The sequence below is a fragment of the Pseudomonas oryzicola genome (genome assembly GCF_014269185.2).
Classification (GTDB): domain Bacteria; phylum Pseudomonadota; class Gammaproteobacteria; order Pseudomonadales; family Pseudomonadaceae; genus Aquipseudomonas; species Aquipseudomonas oryzicola.
The window spans coordinates 296,611-311,300 of record NZ_JABWRZ020000001.1 but is presented as its reverse complement, the minus strand read 5'-3'; the positions used below and the strand labels follow the sequence as shown (position 1 = coordinate 311,300).

Annotated in this window: 13 protein-coding genes; 6 read left to right on the top strand and 7 right to left on the bottom strand. The window is 62.8% G+C overall.

Annotated elements, in window-relative coordinates; genetic code table 11:
• Positions 1-149 precede the first annotated feature (149 nt).
• Entirely contained in the window at positions 150-2,159 is a 2,010-nt protein-coding gene (gene rep / locus HU760_RS01495) for a DNA helicase Rep (protein WP_186671893.1), read from the top strand.
• Between the two features lie 61 nt (positions 2,160-2,220).
• Entirely contained in the window at positions 2,221-2,793 is a 573-nt protein-coding gene (locus HU760_RS01490; protein WP_009683322.1) for a xanthine phosphoribosyltransferase, read from the top strand.
• A 110-nt stretch (positions 2,794-2,903) separates the two neighbouring features.
• On the opposite strand, the gene HU760_RS01485 is transcribed toward HU760_RS01490, so the two are convergent.
• The 5 genes from HU760_RS01485 to dadA form a co-directional block, all read right to left on the bottom strand.
• On the bottom strand, positions 2,904-4,763 hold the full coding sequence (locus tag HU760_RS01485) for an acetyl-CoA hydrolase/transferase C-terminal domain-containing protein (protein ID WP_186671891.1): 1,860 nt from the start codon (positions 4,761-4,763) through the stop codon (positions 2,904-2,906).
• Positions 4,764-4,990: 227 nt separating this feature from the next.
• Positions 4,991-5,395 carry a c-type cytochrome gene (locus tag HU760_RS01480; RefSeq protein ID WP_186672959.1) on the bottom strand — a complete coding sequence of 135 codons (405 nt, stop codon included), beginning with the start codon at positions 5,393-5,395 and terminating at the stop codon, positions 4,991-4,993.
• A gap of 154 nt (positions 5,396-5,549) precedes the next feature.
• Complete coding sequence (locus HU760_RS01475) at positions 5,550-6,098, bottom strand: cupin domain-containing protein (protein ID WP_013974777.1); 549 nt, start codon at positions 6,096-6,098, stop codon at positions 5,550-5,552.
• A gap of 109 nt (positions 6,099-6,207) precedes the next feature.
• Positions 6,208-7,281 (bottom strand): alanine racemase, encoded by a 1,074-nt coding sequence (gene alr, locus HU760_RS01470; protein ID WP_186671889.1) that lies wholly within the window; start codon positions 7,279-7,281, stop codon positions 6,208-6,210.
• A gap of 144 nt (positions 7,282-7,425) precedes the next feature.
• Positions 7,426-8,730: a D-amino acid dehydrogenase gene (gene dadA / locus HU760_RS01465; RefSeq protein ID WP_186671887.1), complete on the bottom strand. Its 1,305-nt coding sequence runs from the start codon at positions 8,728-8,730 to the stop codon at positions 7,426-7,428.
• A gap of 156 nt (positions 8,731-8,886) precedes the next feature.
• Here dadA and dadR point away from each other — a divergent pair, with 156 nt between their 5' ends.
• Positions 8,887-9,375, top strand: coding sequence for a transcriptional regulator DadR (dadR, locus tag HU760_RS01460; protein ID WP_003258963.1), 489 nt, complete (start codon positions 8,887-8,889; stop codon positions 9,373-9,375).
• A 2-nt stretch (positions 9,376-9,377) separates the two neighbouring features.
• On the opposite strand, the gene HU760_RS01455 is transcribed toward dadR, so the two are convergent.
• Positions 9,378-9,731, bottom strand: coding sequence for a YkgJ family cysteine cluster protein (locus HU760_RS01455; protein WP_186671885.1), 354 nt, complete (start codon positions 9,729-9,731; stop codon positions 9,378-9,380).
• A gap of 168 nt (positions 9,732-9,899) precedes the next feature.
• On the opposite strand from HU760_RS01455, the gene HU760_RS01450 reads away from it, so the two are divergent.
• Positions 9,900-11,192, top strand: a complete 1,293-nt coding sequence (locus tag HU760_RS01450; RefSeq protein ID WP_186671883.1) for an NAD(P)/FAD-dependent oxidoreductase — start codon at positions 9,900-9,902, stop codon at positions 11,190-11,192.
• A 32-nt stretch (positions 11,193-11,224) separates the two neighbouring features.
• On the opposite strand, the gene HU760_RS01445 is transcribed toward HU760_RS01450, so the two are convergent.
• Positions 11,225-11,455, bottom strand: coding sequence for a DUF1127 domain-containing protein (locus HU760_RS01445; RefSeq protein WP_186671881.1), 231 nt, complete (start codon positions 11,453-11,455; stop codon positions 11,225-11,227).
• Positions 11,456-11,632: 177 nt separating this feature from the next.
• On the opposite strand from HU760_RS01445, the gene HU760_RS01440 reads away from it, so the two are divergent.
• Positions 11,633-13,063, top strand: a complete 1,431-nt coding sequence (locus HU760_RS01440; protein ID WP_186671879.1) for an aminotransferase-like domain-containing protein — start codon at positions 11,633-11,635, stop codon at positions 13,061-13,063.
• Between the two features lie 60 nt (positions 13,064-13,123).
• A complete protein-coding gene (locus HU760_RS01435) occupies positions 13,124-14,677 on the top strand; it encodes a phospholipase D family protein (RefSeq protein WP_186671877.1) in 1,554 nt (517 codons plus the stop codon).
• Positions 14,678-14,690: the final 13 nt, after the last annotated feature.

The window sequence follows — 14,690 nt, the reverse complement described above, 5'->3', positions numbered from 1 at the left end:
GCAAATACGTTTTTTTCAGTACCTGGCATTAGCCGCACTAATACTAGAGGCGTCACAAAAGTCTGACTCAGACGTCAGACGGTCGCGCCATAACTGTCCCATGCCTGTTAGAATGCGCGGCTATTTTCTGGCGACCCCCGGTTTCTAGCATGTCCCGACTCAATCCCCGGCAGCAGGAAGCCCGTGACTACGTCGGCGGCCCTCTTTTGGTGCTCGCCGGTGCAGGTTCGGGCAAGACCAGCGTGATCACACGCAAGATTGCCCACCTCATCCAGAACTGCGGCATCCGTGCCCAGTACATCGTGGCGATGACCTTCACCAACAAGGCCGCCCGCGAGATGAAGGAACGGGTCGCCACCCTGCTGCGTCCGGGCGAAGGCCGTGGCCTGACGGTGTGCACCTTCCACAACCTTGGCCTGAACATCATCCGCAAGGAACACGAGCGCCTGGGTTACAAGCCGGGCTTCTCGATCTTCGACGAGTCCGACATCAAGGCGCTACTGTCGGACATCATGCAGAAGGAATACTCCGGCGACGACGGCATCGACGAGATCAAGAACATGATCGGTGCCTGGAAAAACGACCTGATCCTGCCGCCCGAGGCCCTGGAAAAGGCCCGCAACCCGCGCGAGCAGACCGCCGCCATCGTCTACACGCATTACCAGCGTACGCTCAAGGCGTTCAACGCGGTGGACTTCGACGACCTGATCCTGCTGCCGGTCAAGCTGTTCCAGGAGCACCCCGATGTGCTGGAGCGCTGGCAGAACCGCGTGCGCTACCTGCTGGTGGATGAATACCAGGACACCAACGCCAGCCAGTACCTGCTGGTGAAAATGCTGATCGGCATGCGCAATCAGTTCACCGTGGTCGGCGACGACGACCAGTCGATCTATGCCTGGCGTGGCGCACGGCCGGAAAACCTCATGTTGCTCAAGGAAGACTACCCCTCCCTGAAGGTGGTGATGCTGGAGCAGAACTATCGCTCCACCAGCCGCATCCTGCGCTGCGCCAACGTGCTGATCGCCAACAACCCGCACGCGTTCGAGAAGCAGCTGTGGAGCGAGATGGGCGTGGGCGACGAGATCCGCGTTATCCGCTGCAAGAACGAGGAAGCCGAGGCCGAACGCGTGGCCATGGAAATCCTCACCCTGCACCTGCGCACCAACCGCCCCTACAGCGACTTTGCCATCCTTTACCGGGGCAACTACCAGGCCAAGCTGATCGAGCTGAAGCTGCAGCATCATCAGGTGCCGTATCGCCTGTCGGGCGGCAACAGCTTCTTCGGCCGCCAGGAAGTCAAGGACCTGATGGCCTACCTGCGCTTGCTGGTGAACCCGGACGATGACAACGCCTACCTGCGAGTCATCAACGTACCGCGCCGGGAAATCGGCTCCACCACCCTCGAAAAGCTTGGCAACTACGCCACCGAGCGCGGCATCTCGATGTATGCCGCCAGCGAGGAGCTGGGCCTGGGCGAGCACCTGGATGCCCGCTATACCGAGCGCTTGCAGCGCTTCAAGCACTGGCTGGACGGGGTGCGCCACAAGGTTGCCCTGGAAGACCCGATTGCCGCACTGCACGAGATGATCCGCGACATCGACTACGAGAACTGGATCCGCCAGCAGACCGCCAGCGACAAGGCTGCCGAGTTCCGCATCAGCAACGTCTGGTTCCTGGTCGAAGCGCTGAAGAACACCCTCGAAAAGGACGAAGAGGGTGACATGACCATCGAGGACGCCATCGGCAAGCTGGTGCTGCGCGACATGCTCGAGCGTCAGCAGGAAGAGGAAGAGAACGCCGAAGGCGTGCAGATGATGACCCTGCATGCTTCCAAGGGCCTGGAGTTCCCCTACGTGTTCATCATGGGCATGGAAGAAGAGATCCTCCCGCACCGTTCCAGCATCGAGGCCGACACCATCGAAGAGGAACGCCGCCTGGCCTACGTGGGCATCACCCGCGCGCGCCAGACACTGGCTTTCACCTTCGCCGCCAAGCGCAAGCAGTACGGCGAAATCATCGACTGCACGCCCAGCCGGTTCCTCGATGAACTGCCGCCGGAAGACCTGGCCTGGGAAGGCCTGGACGATGCGCCGGTCGAGGTCAAGGCTGCACGCGGCAACAACGCCCTGGCCGATATCCGGGCAATGCTCAAACGCTGATCAACCATTACTCTTTACTATTGCCGCGAACAGCGGCCACCTTTGTTTCGAGGTAAACACAGTGGAAGCACTGCACCAGAAGATTCGCGAAGAAGGCATCGTGCTTTCCGATCAGGTTCTCAAAGTCGATGCGTTTCTCAACCACCAGATCGACCCTGCGCTGATGCAGTTGATCGGTGACGAGTTCGCCCGCCTGTTCGCCGACGCTGGCGTGACCAAGATCGTCACCATCGAGGCCTCGGGCATCGCCCCGGCGGTGATGACCGGCCTGAAGCTGGGCGTGCCGGTGATTTTCGCCCGCAAGCACCAGTCGCTGACCCTGACCGAAAACCTGCTGACTGCCTCGGTGTATTCCTTCACCAAGCAGACCGAGAACACCGTGGCCATTTCGCCGCGCCACCTCAACAGCAGCGATCGCGTGCTGGTGATCGACGACTTCCTGGCCAACGGCAAGGCGTCGCAGGCACTGATCTCGATCATCAAGCAGGCCGGCGCTACCGTGGCCGGGCTGGGCATCGTCATCGAGAAGTCGTTCCAGGGCGGCCGCGCCGAGCTGGACAGCCAGGGCTACCGCGTTGAATCGCTGGCCCGGGTGAAGTCGCTGGAAGGTGGCGTGGTGACCTTCATCGAGTAATCGCGGCGCCTGCTTCGCGGGCACGCCCGCTCCCACAGGTACACCACAGGTTTTGAATGCTGTGGTGTACCTGTGGGAGCGGGCGTGCCCGCGAATGGCCTCAACCCGCTCTATCTGGCAGCCGCCAACCCCGCCAGCAGCAACCGCTGGTAAAGCTCTTCCTTCAGCCCCTGCGGCTGATCCAGCCCCATACGCGCCAGCTGTCGCTCATACCCCTCGGGCCCCGGTGCATCCAGTGCTGCCTTGCCCAGTTCCAGCACTTCGCTCAGCTTGAACCTGCTCTTCAACCAGTTCAGCGCCCGCAGCAAATCCCGCTCTTCAGCCGTAAAGTCCGTGCCCAGCGGGTATTCCGGGAACAGCCGCGCATGTTTCGTCCGGATCGCTTCCAACCGCTGCGGCGTGTTGTCGGTGAACCGCGAATCCAGCTGGAAATCCCGGGCGAGCTTGCCAGCGTCTTTTGCCTGTTCGATCAGCCCCTGCTGGAACCGTGAATCACACACCGCCAGCAAACGTGCAATCACCTCGCTGTCGGTCTGCCCGCGCAAGTCGGCAATGCCATACTCAGTCACCACGATATCGCGCAGATGCCGGGGAATGGTGCAGTGGCCATAGGTCCAGAACAGGTTCGAAGTCACCGCCCCGCCCGCCTCGCGCCAACTGCGCAGCAGCAGGATCGAGCGCCCACCCTCCAGCGCATGCCCTTGGGCGACGAAGTTGTACTGGCCACCTACGCCGCTGAGCACTCGACCATCTTCCAGCTGGTCGGCCACCCCGGCACCGAGCAGGGTCATGCCGAACACGGTATTGATGAAGCGCGCATCGCGACGCTGGCGGCGCTTGAGTTGCTCCTGCCCATACAGTTCGTTGATGAAGCTGATGCGGGTCATGGCAAACCGTGCACGCTGCTCCAGCGTCATGTCGCGCAGGCGCTGGTAGAAGGCCTGAGGGCCCAGGAAAAAGCCACCATGCAGCACGGTACCCTGCGCATCCACCGAGCGCCGCAGCAGGCCCGCTTCAGCCAGCACCAGCAGGCCGTTGACGAACATTTCGCTGCAGCCATACAACCCCTTGGCGAAAGCACCAAATCCTCCTTCCCGTTCAATCAGCGCTTGCCATGGGCCAGTATCCAGATCATCGAGTACGGCACGGTAGCCGGCATTGTCGCCCTGGCGCGCCAGCAGGGCGGCGGTTACCGCGTCGCCCATGGCCCCGATGCCGATCTGCAAGGTGCCGCCGTCCCTGACCAGGCTGCTGGCGTGCAGGCCGATGCAATGATCCTGGGTGCTGACCGGCATGTTCGGCGTGGAAAACAGGCGATGTCGCTCAGCTTCATCGAGCAGCAGGTCGAAGGCATCCATCGGCAACTCGGCGTCGCCTGGCATGTACGGCAGTTCGGCATGCACCTGGCCAAGCATGAGGATGGTTTCGCCAGCGGCGCGGCGCCTGGCAATCATCGGCAGCAGGTCGAGGGTGATGTCGGGGTTGCATGCCAGGCTCAGATGCACCGGCTTCTCGGGGGTGGCAGCCAGCAGTTGCGCAATCAGGTTCAGGCCTTTGGCGTTGATATCGCGCGCGGCGTGGCTGTAGTTGCTGCTGACGTAGTCCTGCTGGGCGGATTCGCTGTGCAGCAGGCTACCGGGCTGCATGAAGAACTGCTCGACACGAATGTTCGGCGGCAGGTTGTCGTTGCGCAGGTCGGCGAGGTAGTCGAGTTCTTCGTAGTCGGCGAAGACACGCTCGACGAAGGGTTCGAGAAAGCGCCGCTGCAGGCCATCGCCCAGTGCTGGACGGCCGAGCGAGAGTGCGGTGTAGATGGTCAGGCGGCGCTCGGGCTGCTCGCGTATACGGGCATACAGGGCATTGACGAAAGCGACCGGCTTACCCAGACCCAGCGGCAGTCCCATGTGGATGTGGGCTGGCAAGCGCGCCAGGACCTGCTCGACAGCCTGATCGATGGAGCAGAGGTGCATCGGGGCCTCCTGAGACATCCGTGGGTTCAGGAGTTGGACATGGGCTTTGGTGGGTTGGTTGCCCGTGCCGGCTCCTTCGCGGCTAAAGCCGCTCCCACAGTTACAGCACAAGATTCAAGAACTGCGAGATGCCTGTGGGAGCGGCTTTAGCCGCGAAAGGGCCGGTACAGGTACCACAAAAACAAAGCCCGCCATCAATGGCGGGCTTCATGCAATTCAGCTGTTTCTCACAGCCCGGACATCTTCTTGATCGCCCCTTTCAGCTCATCATCCGAGCAATCCGCGCAGGTGCCTTTCGGTGGCATGGCGTTGATACCGGTGATGGCCTTGGCCAGGATGCCATCCAGGCCGCCCTGATGGTCGGCACGCTCTTTCCAGGCTGCGGTGTCGCCAATCTTCGGCGCGCCGAGCAGCCCGGAGCCATGGCAGGCGTTGCAGTGCTTGGCGATGATCTGGTCCGGCGTCTTGGCACCACCGCCACCAGCGGCAGCGGCCACTTCCATGCCCTTGCATTCCTGGCCCTGCACACACACCTGGCCGACCGGCTCCAGGCGCTTGGCGATGTCATCCTTGGTCGCAGCGGTTGCGCTCATTGCCCAGAGGGCGAATACGGCTGCTGGTACGGCCAGCATCTTCTTGATTTGGTTCACGCGAACACCCTCATGGTGGCTAATCACGCTCGCGGCCACGAATCGGCGAGCGCTGAAAAGTATAGCGGGAACCCGGAGGCCGTGAAACGACCCTACACGGGAAAGGGGTATTGCCGAATCAATGCACTGCGCTGGATCAAAAGTTCGAAGGTGTCGCCGCACTGATCAACCGCGCCGGCCGGTCGAACGGGTTGCGAAAGCGGTGCGGGCGGGTGCTTTCGAAGTAGTAGCTGTCGCCTTCCTCGAGAATGAAGATCTCGTTGCCGACCACCAGCTCCAGGCGGCCCTCCAGCAGGATGCCGGTTTCTTCGCCATCGTGGGTCAGCATTTCGGCACCGGTGTCGGCGCCCGGTGGGTACACCTCGGTGAGAAACGCAATGGCGCGGTTGGGGTGCGACTTGCCAACCAGCTTCATGGTCACCGCACCATCCGAGATATCGATCAGCTCATGGGCCTTGTAGACGATCTGCGTGGGGCTTTCAGGTTCCAGCTCGACCGAGAAGAACTCGACCATGGACATGGGAATGCCGCTCAGCACCTTGCGCAGCGAGCTGATCGACGGGCTCACGCTGTTCTTCTCGATCATCGAGATGGTGCTGTTGGTCACCCCGGCACGCTTGGCGAGTTCACGCTGGGACAGGCCCTTGAGCTTGCGGATGGCTTGCAGTCGTTCGCCGACGTCCAAAGCTGGAGCCTCCTGAAACGGTGGAAAAGGGGGTGGATGTGAACGATATCATGGCAATGCCGTTCAGTATTTACAACACACAGCCCCTCAACCTGTCCGCTTCAGCGTTTCATTCGCCGCAGTAGTCCCGCGGTACCCGCTTCAGATTGCAGAAGATCTGGTAGGGAATGGTGCCAGCCTGGGCAGCCACCTCGCTGGCCAGCACATGTTTGCCCCACAGTTCGACCGGGCTGCCGACGGTAGCTTCCGGTATGTCGGTCAGGTCGATGTTGAGCATGTCCATCGATACACGGCCGATCAGCTGTGTGCGCTTGCCGGCGACCAGCACCGGGGTGCCATTCGGTGCCTGGCGAGGGTAGCCATCGGCATAGCCCATGGCGACTATGCCCACACGGGTTGGCCGCGGGCTGATGAACTTGGCACCATAGCCCACTGGTTCGCCGGCAGGCAGCTCGCGCACGCTGATCACCCGCGATTGCAGGGTCATCACTGGCTGCAGGCGCTCGGCCTCGGCCTGGGCCACCTCGAACGGCGTGGCACCGTACAGCATCAGGCCCGGGCGTACCCAGTCACTGGGGGCCTGCGGCCAACCCAGCACACCGGGCGAATTGCGCAGGCTGCATTCGGCGGCCAGGCCTTGGCGAGCGGCCTCGAATACGGCGATCTGTTGGGCGGTGGTGTCGGCATCCAGCTCGTCGGCGCGAGCGAAGTGGCTCATCAGCACAATGCGCGCGACCTTGCCACTGGCCAGCAGGCGCTGGTATGCCTCGTGGTAATCCTTGGGGTGCAGGCCGACACGGTGCATGCCGCTGTCGAGCTTGAGCCAGACGGTGAGCGGCTTGTGCAACTGGGTCTGCTCAATCGCCTCCAGCTGCCACAGCGAATGCACCACGCACCACAGATTGTGCTCGGCGATCAGCGCCAGTTCGCTGGCCTCGAAAAAGCCCTCGAGCAGCAGCAGCGGCGCCTTGATACCGGCGGCGCGCAGCTCCAGCGCCTCTTCGATGCAAGCCACGGCAAAGCCATCGGCTTCGGCCTCCAGGGCGAGGGCACAGCGCACGGCGCCATGGCCGTAGGCATCGGCCTTGATCACGGCGAGGGCTTTGGCACCGGTCAGTTCACGGGCCAGACGGTAGTTATGGCGCAGGGCCTGGAGGTCGATCAGGGCGCGGGCGGGACGCATGGCGGCTGCCTTATGGTGGTTCACAGATTAAAACAGTGTCGGGTTCTTCGCGGCCAAAGCCGCTCCCACAAGGGCTGCACGATGTCCGGAGGCAAGTGCTCCCTGTGGGCGCGGCTTTAACCGCGCAGAGGCCGGTACAGGCTATTACTGCTGGTGAGCTGGCGCAGTGTGCCCATGCTTGGCCACTTCCCGGTTGTTGCCATAGCGGGAGATGTCCAGGCCTTCGGCACTGATCTGTGGCTTCTTGCGCGCAATCAGGTCGGCCAGCAGGCGACCAGAGCCGCACGCCATGGTCCAGCCCAAAGTACCATGGCCAGTATTCAGGAACAGGTTGCGGAACGCCGTGGCACCAACGATCGGCGTACCGTCCGGAGTCGCCGGGCGCAAGCCGGTCCAGAAGCTGGCCTGGCTCAGGTCACCGCCGCGAGGATAAAGGTCGTTGACGATCATCTCCAGCGTTTCGCGTCGACGCGGGTTCAGCGACAGGTCAAAGCCGGCGATTTCAGCCATGCCGCCCACCCGGATGCGGTTGTCGAAACGGGTAATCGCGACTTTGTAGGTCTCGTCGAGGATGGTCGACGTCGGGGCCATATCGGCGTTGGTGATCGGCACGGTCAGCGAATAGCCCTTCAGCGGGTAAACCGGGGCCTTGATGCCTAGCGGCTTGAGCATCTGCGGCGAGTAGCTGCCCAGCGCCAGCACGTAGCGGTCGGCGGTTTCCAGCTTGCCGTCGATCCACACGCCATTGATGCGGTCGCCAGCGAAGTCCAGGCGCTGGATATCCTGGCCGAAGCGGAACTCCACGCCGAGCTTGATCGCCATTTCTGCCAGCCTGGTAGTGAACAGCTGGCAATCACCGGTCTGGTCGTTGGGCAGGCGCAGGGCGCCGGCCAGGATGTCTTTCACGCCAGCCAGGGCCGGCTCGACACGGGCAATACCATCACGGTCGAGCAATTCGTAAGGCACGCCGGACTGTTCGAGCACGGCAATGTCCTTGGCTGCGGCGTCTACCTGGGCCTGGGTCCGGAACAGCTGGGTAGTGCCCAAGCTACGGTTTTCGTAGGCGATGCCGGTTTCGGCACGCAGCTCGTCGAGGCAGTCACGGCTGTACTCGGACAGGCGCACCATGCGCTCCTTGTTCACCGCGTAACGGCTGGCGGTGCAGTTGCGCAACATTTGCGCCATCCACAGGTACTGGTCGACGTCACCGGTGAGCTTGATGGCCAATGGGGCATGACGCTCCAACAGCCATTTGATGGCTTTCAGCGGCACACCAGGCGCAGCCCAGGGCGAGGCATAGCCGGGCGAGATCTGGCCAGCGTTGGCAAAACTGGTTTCCATGGCCACCGCCGGTTGGCGATCGACCACTGTCACTTCGAAACCTTGCCGGGCCAGGTAGTAGGCACTGGCGGTTCCGATTACACCGCTACCAAGTACCAGAACTCGCATCGTTTTATTCCTCGCACGCGGCGCACCGCAGTCTTTTGTTGAGATGGCATGAATGCGCGCAGTATAGGAATTTGAAGGCAGTGCAATTCACTATATAAAAGCCTATTATTGGCGAGAATTCTCGGCAATATCGCCTTTCACGGAGGGGCATCCCCTATGCGAACCCAGCACCAAAGCAAGCGTGAGCTGGACAAGATCGACCGCAACATCCTGCGTATCCTGCAGAACGACGGGCGTATTTCCTTCACCGAACTGGGCGAGAAAGTCGGGTTGTCCACCACCCCTTGCACCGAGCGGGTTCGCCGCCTTGAGCGCGAGGGCATCATCATGGGCTACAACGCCCGCCTGAACCCGCAGCACCTCAAGGGCAGCCTGCTGGTGTTCGTGGAAATCAGCCTGGACTACAAATCGGGGGATACCTTCGAGGAGTTCCGCCGTGCGGTGTTGAAACTGCCACACGTGCTGGAGTGCCACTTGGTGTCCGGCGACTTCGACTACCTGGTGAAGGCGCGCATTTCGGAAATGGCCTCGTACCGCAAGCTGCTTGGCGACATCCTGCTGAAGCTGCCGCACGTGCGCGAATCGAAGAGCTATATCGTGATGGAAGAGGTAAAAGAGAGCCTCTGCCTGCCGATTCCGGACTGAGGCTAGACCAGCACCTGGCGGGTGGTGGCGATGAACTGGTGGACCAGTTGCTCGGCGGCTGGGTCGATCATCTGCTCCGGGCCACGGCCACGCGGGCAGGCCAGGCGCGGGGTGGTGCCGAACAGCCGGCAGATCATCGGCCGCTCTTCATACACGGTGCAACCGTTGGGGCCCAGGTGTACACAGTCCAGGCGCTCCAGGGCAGCGACCTGCTCGGCCTGCGACTTGCGCGGCAGCCGGGCCATTTCTTCTGCCGACGTCGTGACCGGGCCGCAGCAGTCGTGGCAGCCGGGTTCGCACTCGAATGAGGGGATGAGTTCGCGTAGAAAGTGGATCTTGTGGCGGTTGCAGGACATGGCGGGTACAGAGCAAATAATTTCGGTGGATTATAGGCTCATTCGCGGGTAAACCCGCTCCCACAGGATTGTGGTTGCAGCAGGAGTGGCGCAGCCCTTGCCATGTTGCCCACCACCCTACCCCGGCTTATCCTCCTCCCCTCGCTCACCAGCCTCAGGACCTGCCCAATGATCCACAGCGCGCAGCATGCCGCCTCCTACTACGCCGCCAGCAGCGCGCCACACCCCGACCATTCCTTTCTGCAAGGCGAACACAGCGCCGATGTGTGCATCGTCGGTGGGGGTTATTCGGGCCTGAACACCGCCATCGAGCTGGCCGAGCGCGGCTTCTCGGTCATTCTGCTGGAAGCCCGCAAGCTCGGCTGGGGCGCCAGTGGGCGCAATGGCGGGCAGTTGATCCGTGGTGTCGGTCATGGCCTGGAGCAGTTCGTCCCGGTGATCGGCGAGGAAGGCGTACGCAGCATGAAGCTGATGGGCCTGGAGGCCGTGCAAATCGTCCGTGAACGAGTCGAAAAGCATGCCATCGCCTGCGACCTGACCTGGGGCTACTGCGATCTGGCCAACAAACCTGCCGAGCTGCTGGGCTTCGCCGAAGACGCCGAAGAACTGCGCAGCCTGGGCTACGGCCCTGAACTGCGCCTGGTCGGCAAGGACGATATCCACAGCGTGGTCGGCGCCGACTGCTATGTGGGCGGGCTGGTCGACATGGGCTCGGGGCACCTGCACCCGCTCAACCTGGCCCTGGGGGAAGCGGCCGTGGCCAGCCGCCTGGGCGTGAAGCTGTTCGAGCAGTCCGAGGTCACCCGCATCGACTATGGCTCTGAAGTGCAGGTACACACCGCGCAGGGCCGGGTGCGGGCCAAGACCTTGGTCCTGTGCTGCAATGCCTACCACAACAACCTCAACCGCGAACTGGGCGGCAAGGTGCTGCCGGCTGGCAGCTACATCATCGCCACCGAACCGCTGGGCGAAGAGCGTGCCCGGATGCTGCTGCCGCAGAACATGGCCGTGTGCGACCAGCGTGTAGCACTGGACTACTATCGCCTGTCTGCAGACCGACGCCTGCTGTTCGGTGGCGCCTGCCATTATTCAGGTCGTGATCCGAAGGACATCGCCGCCTATATGCGGCCGAAGATGCTAAAAGTATTCCCGCAACTGACCGATGTCCGCATCGACTATCAGTGGGGTGGCATGATCGGCATCGGCGCCAACCGCCTGCCACAGGTCGGCCGCCTGGCCAACCAGCCGAATGTGTATTACGCCCAGGCCTATTCCGGCCATGGGCTTAACGCCACCCACCTGGCCGCACGCCTGCTGGGCGAGGCGATCAGCGGCCAGGAGAGCGGGCGTTTCGACCTGTTCGCCAAGGTGCCGCACATCACCTTCCCTGGCGGCCAGCACCTGCGCTCGCCGCTGCTGGCGTTGGGGATGCTGTGGCATCGCCTCAAAGAGCTGGTCTGAAAGTGCAGGCGCGGCCGCGCAGCCTCTGCCGGTCAGTCTTTCCAGAAGGGTTTGCGCCCTTCTGTACGCGCCTGTTCCCAGCTCAACCCGATATCGCGCAACTCGTTATCGGTCAGCTGTAGCAACGCCCTGCGGGTATGCCAGCGATGCAGCATCAGCCCCCAACGCCCCAACCCTTGCGGCGCGTTGAACACCTTGGCCTGCTGTCCGGCTTCCAGTTCCTTGGCCAACAGTTGCAAGCGCACATCGCTCATGCCCCCCATCGCTGCGTTCTCCGTTCGATTGATAGCGTGGAGAAAGCATGCGCGCTGCAAGCACCGGCAATACAGATCCAATACAGTCTTATTATTCCCATACAGAGTTGACCGCCAACTGACTGAATGCTGTATTTTCAACGCAACTGTACCGGTCGCTATGCCAATGTAGCGCAGGAGTATGCCGTGACCCTTTACCTGAACCTCGCCGAGCTGCTCGGCGCCCGTATCGAGCAGGGCCTCTACCGCCCCGGCCAGCGCCTGCCGTCGGTGCGCGCCCTGAGCGTAGAGCACGGGGTCAGCCTGAGCACCGTGCAACAGGCCTATCGCATGCTGGAAGACAACGGCATGGTTTCGCCCCGGCCCAAATCCGGCTACTTCGTCAGCCACCTCCGCCAACTGCCCGCCCTCCCCGCCGTCAGCCGCCCGGCCCAGCGCCCTGTGGACATTTCGCAGTGGGAACAGGTACTGGAACTGGTACGCAGCACTCCACGCCAGGATGTGGTCCAGCTCGGCCGCGGCATGCCCGACATCGAAAGCCCCACCCTCAAGCCACTGCTGCGCAGCCTCTCCCAGCTGAGCCGCCGGCAGGACATGCCTGGCCTGTACTACGACAATATTCACGGCAACCTGGCTCTGCGCGAACAGGTGGCCCGACTGACGCTCGACTCTGGCTGCCGCCTGAGCCCGGCCGACCTGGTGGTGACCACTGGTTGCCATGAGGCGCTGTCGTGCAGCATCCGCGCGGTGTGCGAGCCCGGCGACATCGTCGCAGTCGACTCGCCGAGCTTTCACGGCGCCATGCAGACGCTCAAGGGCCTGGGCATGAAAGCCCTGGAAATCCCCACCGACCCGGTCACCGGCATCAGCCTGGAGGCCCTGGAGCTGGCCCTGGAGCAATGGCCGATCAAGCTCATCCAGATCACCCCCAGCTGCAACAACCCGCTCGGCTACATCATGCCGGAGGCGCGCAAGAAGGCCCTGCTGAGCCTGGCCCAGCGCTACGACGTGGCCATTCTGGAAGACGATGTGTACGGTGATCTGGCCTATACCTACCCGCGTCCGCGCACCCTCAAGTCCTTCGACGACGATGGCCGCGTACTGCTGTGCAGCTCGTTCTCCAAGACGCTCGCCCCCGGCCTGCGGATAGGCTGGGTAGCACCCGGGCGTTACCTGGAGCGGGTGCTGCACATGAAGTACATCAGCACCGGCAGTACCGCCAGCCAGCCTCAGCTGGCGATTGCCGACTTCATCGCCGCCGGGCACTACCATCCCCATGTGCGGCGTATGCGCAGCCAATACCAGCGCGGCCGCGACCTGATGAGCGACTGGGTAACCCGCTACTTTCCGGCAGGCACGCGGGTCAGCCGGCCCCAGGGCGGCTTCATGCTGTGGGTGGAATTACCCGAACATTTCGATACGTTGCGGCTGAACCGCGCTTTACTGGAGCAGGGCGTGCAAGTTGCCGTGGGCAGCATCTTTTCGGCCTCGGGCAAATTCCGCCACTGCCTGCGCATGAACTTCGCTGCACGGCCGACACCGCAGATCGAAGCTGCAGTGCGCAAGGTCGGTGAAACCGCCCTTCGTCTACTGGATGAAGAAAACGCTGGCGCGTAACTTTGCGCCGCCCGCTACGGTCCAACCCTTCAAGCCTTCGTTGCACAGGACGATCCACCCTTGAGACTCCAGCGAGCCTTGCCTCTGCTGCTGGTGCTACTGTTCGGCCTTGCCGGCTGTGCCAGCGTCGGCACGCCCCGAGAAACCAGCCAGGCACTACCCGCCAACGACTCGGCCTTTGGCCGCTCGGTGCTGCGCCAGGCCGCCGCCTACAGCGGCCGCTCGGGCTTTCGCCTGTTGCCCAACAGCAACGAGGCTTTCCGCGCCCGCGCCGAACTGATCCGTAACGCCCAGACGAGCATCGACTTGCAGTACTACATCGTCCACGACGGCCTCAGCACCCGCGCCCTGGTGCATGAGCTGCTGCGTGCTGCCGACCGTGGCGTACGCATACGCATCCTGCTCGACGACACCACCAGCGATGGCCTGGACGTCATCATGGGCACCCTCGATGCCCACCCGAACATTCACATCCGCGTGTTCAACCCATTGCACCTGGGCCGCAGCACCGGCGTGACGCGCGCCATGGGCCGCCTGTTCAACCTGTCGCGTCAGCACCGGCGCATGCATAACAAGCTGTTCCTGGTGGATAACAGCATGGCCATCGTCGGTGGGCGTAACCTGGGCGACGAATATTTCGATGCCGAACCCAACCTCAATTTCACCGACATCGACCTGCTGGGGGTAGGCCCGATTGCCGAACAGTTGGGGCACAGTTTCGACCAGTACTGGAACAGCGCTCTCAGCCGGCCGATTACCGACTTTCTCTGGCACGACCCGGATGCCAGCGACCTGAGCGCCAGCCGCCACCGCCTGGAAGTGTCGCTGGCCGAAGCCAGGACCCAACGCAAAGCCCTGTATGACCGCTTGATGGCCTACCAGTCACAACCGCGCCTGGATGTGTGGCGCAACGAACTGATCTGGGCCCACGCCCAAGCGTTGTGGGATGCACCGAGCAAGGTGCTGGCTGACGACGAACCAGACCCGCAACTGCTGCTGAGCCAACAACTCGCGCCGGACCTGGCCAGTGTGCATCGCGAACTTATCCTGATGTCGGCGTATTTCGTGCCGCGCGAGCCGGGCCTGCTGTACCTGACCAGCCGTGCCGACGCCGGCACTTCGGTGAAGCTGCTGACCAACTCGCTGGAGGCCACCGACGTGCCGGCGGTGCACGGCGGCTATGCCCCCTATCGCCGGGCCTTGCTAGAGCATGGTGTGCAGCTTTACGAGCTGCGCCGCCAACCCGGTGACCCCAGCGCCGGGCGTTTGAGTTACCACGGCAGCTCGGATTCAAGCCTGCATACCAAGGCGATCGTGTTCGACCGACGCAAAACCTTCATCGGCTCGTTCAACTTCGACCCACGTTCAGTATTGTGGAACACCGAGGTTGGAGTGTTGGTCGACAGCCCGGAACTGGCCGAGTACACCCGCGAGCTGGCCCAGCAGGGTATGGCGCCTGCGCTGAGCTATCAGGTGAAGCTGGTGGGCGGCAAACTGGTGTGGGCCACCGAGGACAATGGCCGGCGACACATGCTGACCTCCGAGCCGGGCGGGATATGGCGGCGGTTCAATGCCTGGATCAGCAAGGCGGTGGGCTTGGAGAAGATGTTGTAGCTGATGGCCTCAT

Bases quoted from the DNA above. Each gene is read 5' to 3' on its own strand.
- HU760_RS01455 (WP_186671885.1), bottom strand. From the start codon at position 9,731: ATGTCCTGCAACCGCCACAAGATCCACTTTCTACGCGAACTCATCCCC.
- alr (WP_186671889.1), bottom strand. From the start codon at position 7,281: ATGCGTCCCGCCCGCGCCCTGATCGACCTCCAGGCCCTGCGCCATAAC.
- dadA (WP_186671887.1), bottom strand. From the start codon at position 8,730: ATGCGAGTTCTGGTACTTGGTAGCGGTGTAATCGGAACCGCCAGTGCC.
- HU760_RS01445 (WP_186671881.1), bottom strand. From the start codon at position 11,455: ATGGGGGGCATGAGCGATGTGCGCTTGCAACTGTTGGCCAAGGAACTG.
- rep (WP_186671893.1), top strand. From the start codon at position 150: ATGTCCCGACTCAATCCCCGGCAGCAGGAAGCCCGTGACTACGTCGGC.
- HU760_RS01485 (WP_186671891.1), bottom strand. From the start codon at position 4,763: ATGCACCTCTGCTCCATCGATCAGGCTGTCGAGCAGGTCCTGGCGCGC.
- HU760_RS01450 (WP_186671883.1), top strand. From the start codon at position 9,900: ATGATCCACAGCGCGCAGCATGCCGCCTCCTACTACGCCGCCAGCAGC.
- dadR (WP_003258963.1), top strand. From the start codon at position 8,887: ATGCGAACCCAGCACCAAAGCAAGCGTGAGCTGGACAAGATCGACCGC.
- HU760_RS01480 (WP_186672959.1), bottom strand. From the start codon at position 5,395: ATGCTGGCCGTACCAGCAGCCGTATTCGCCCTCTGGGCAATGAGCGCA.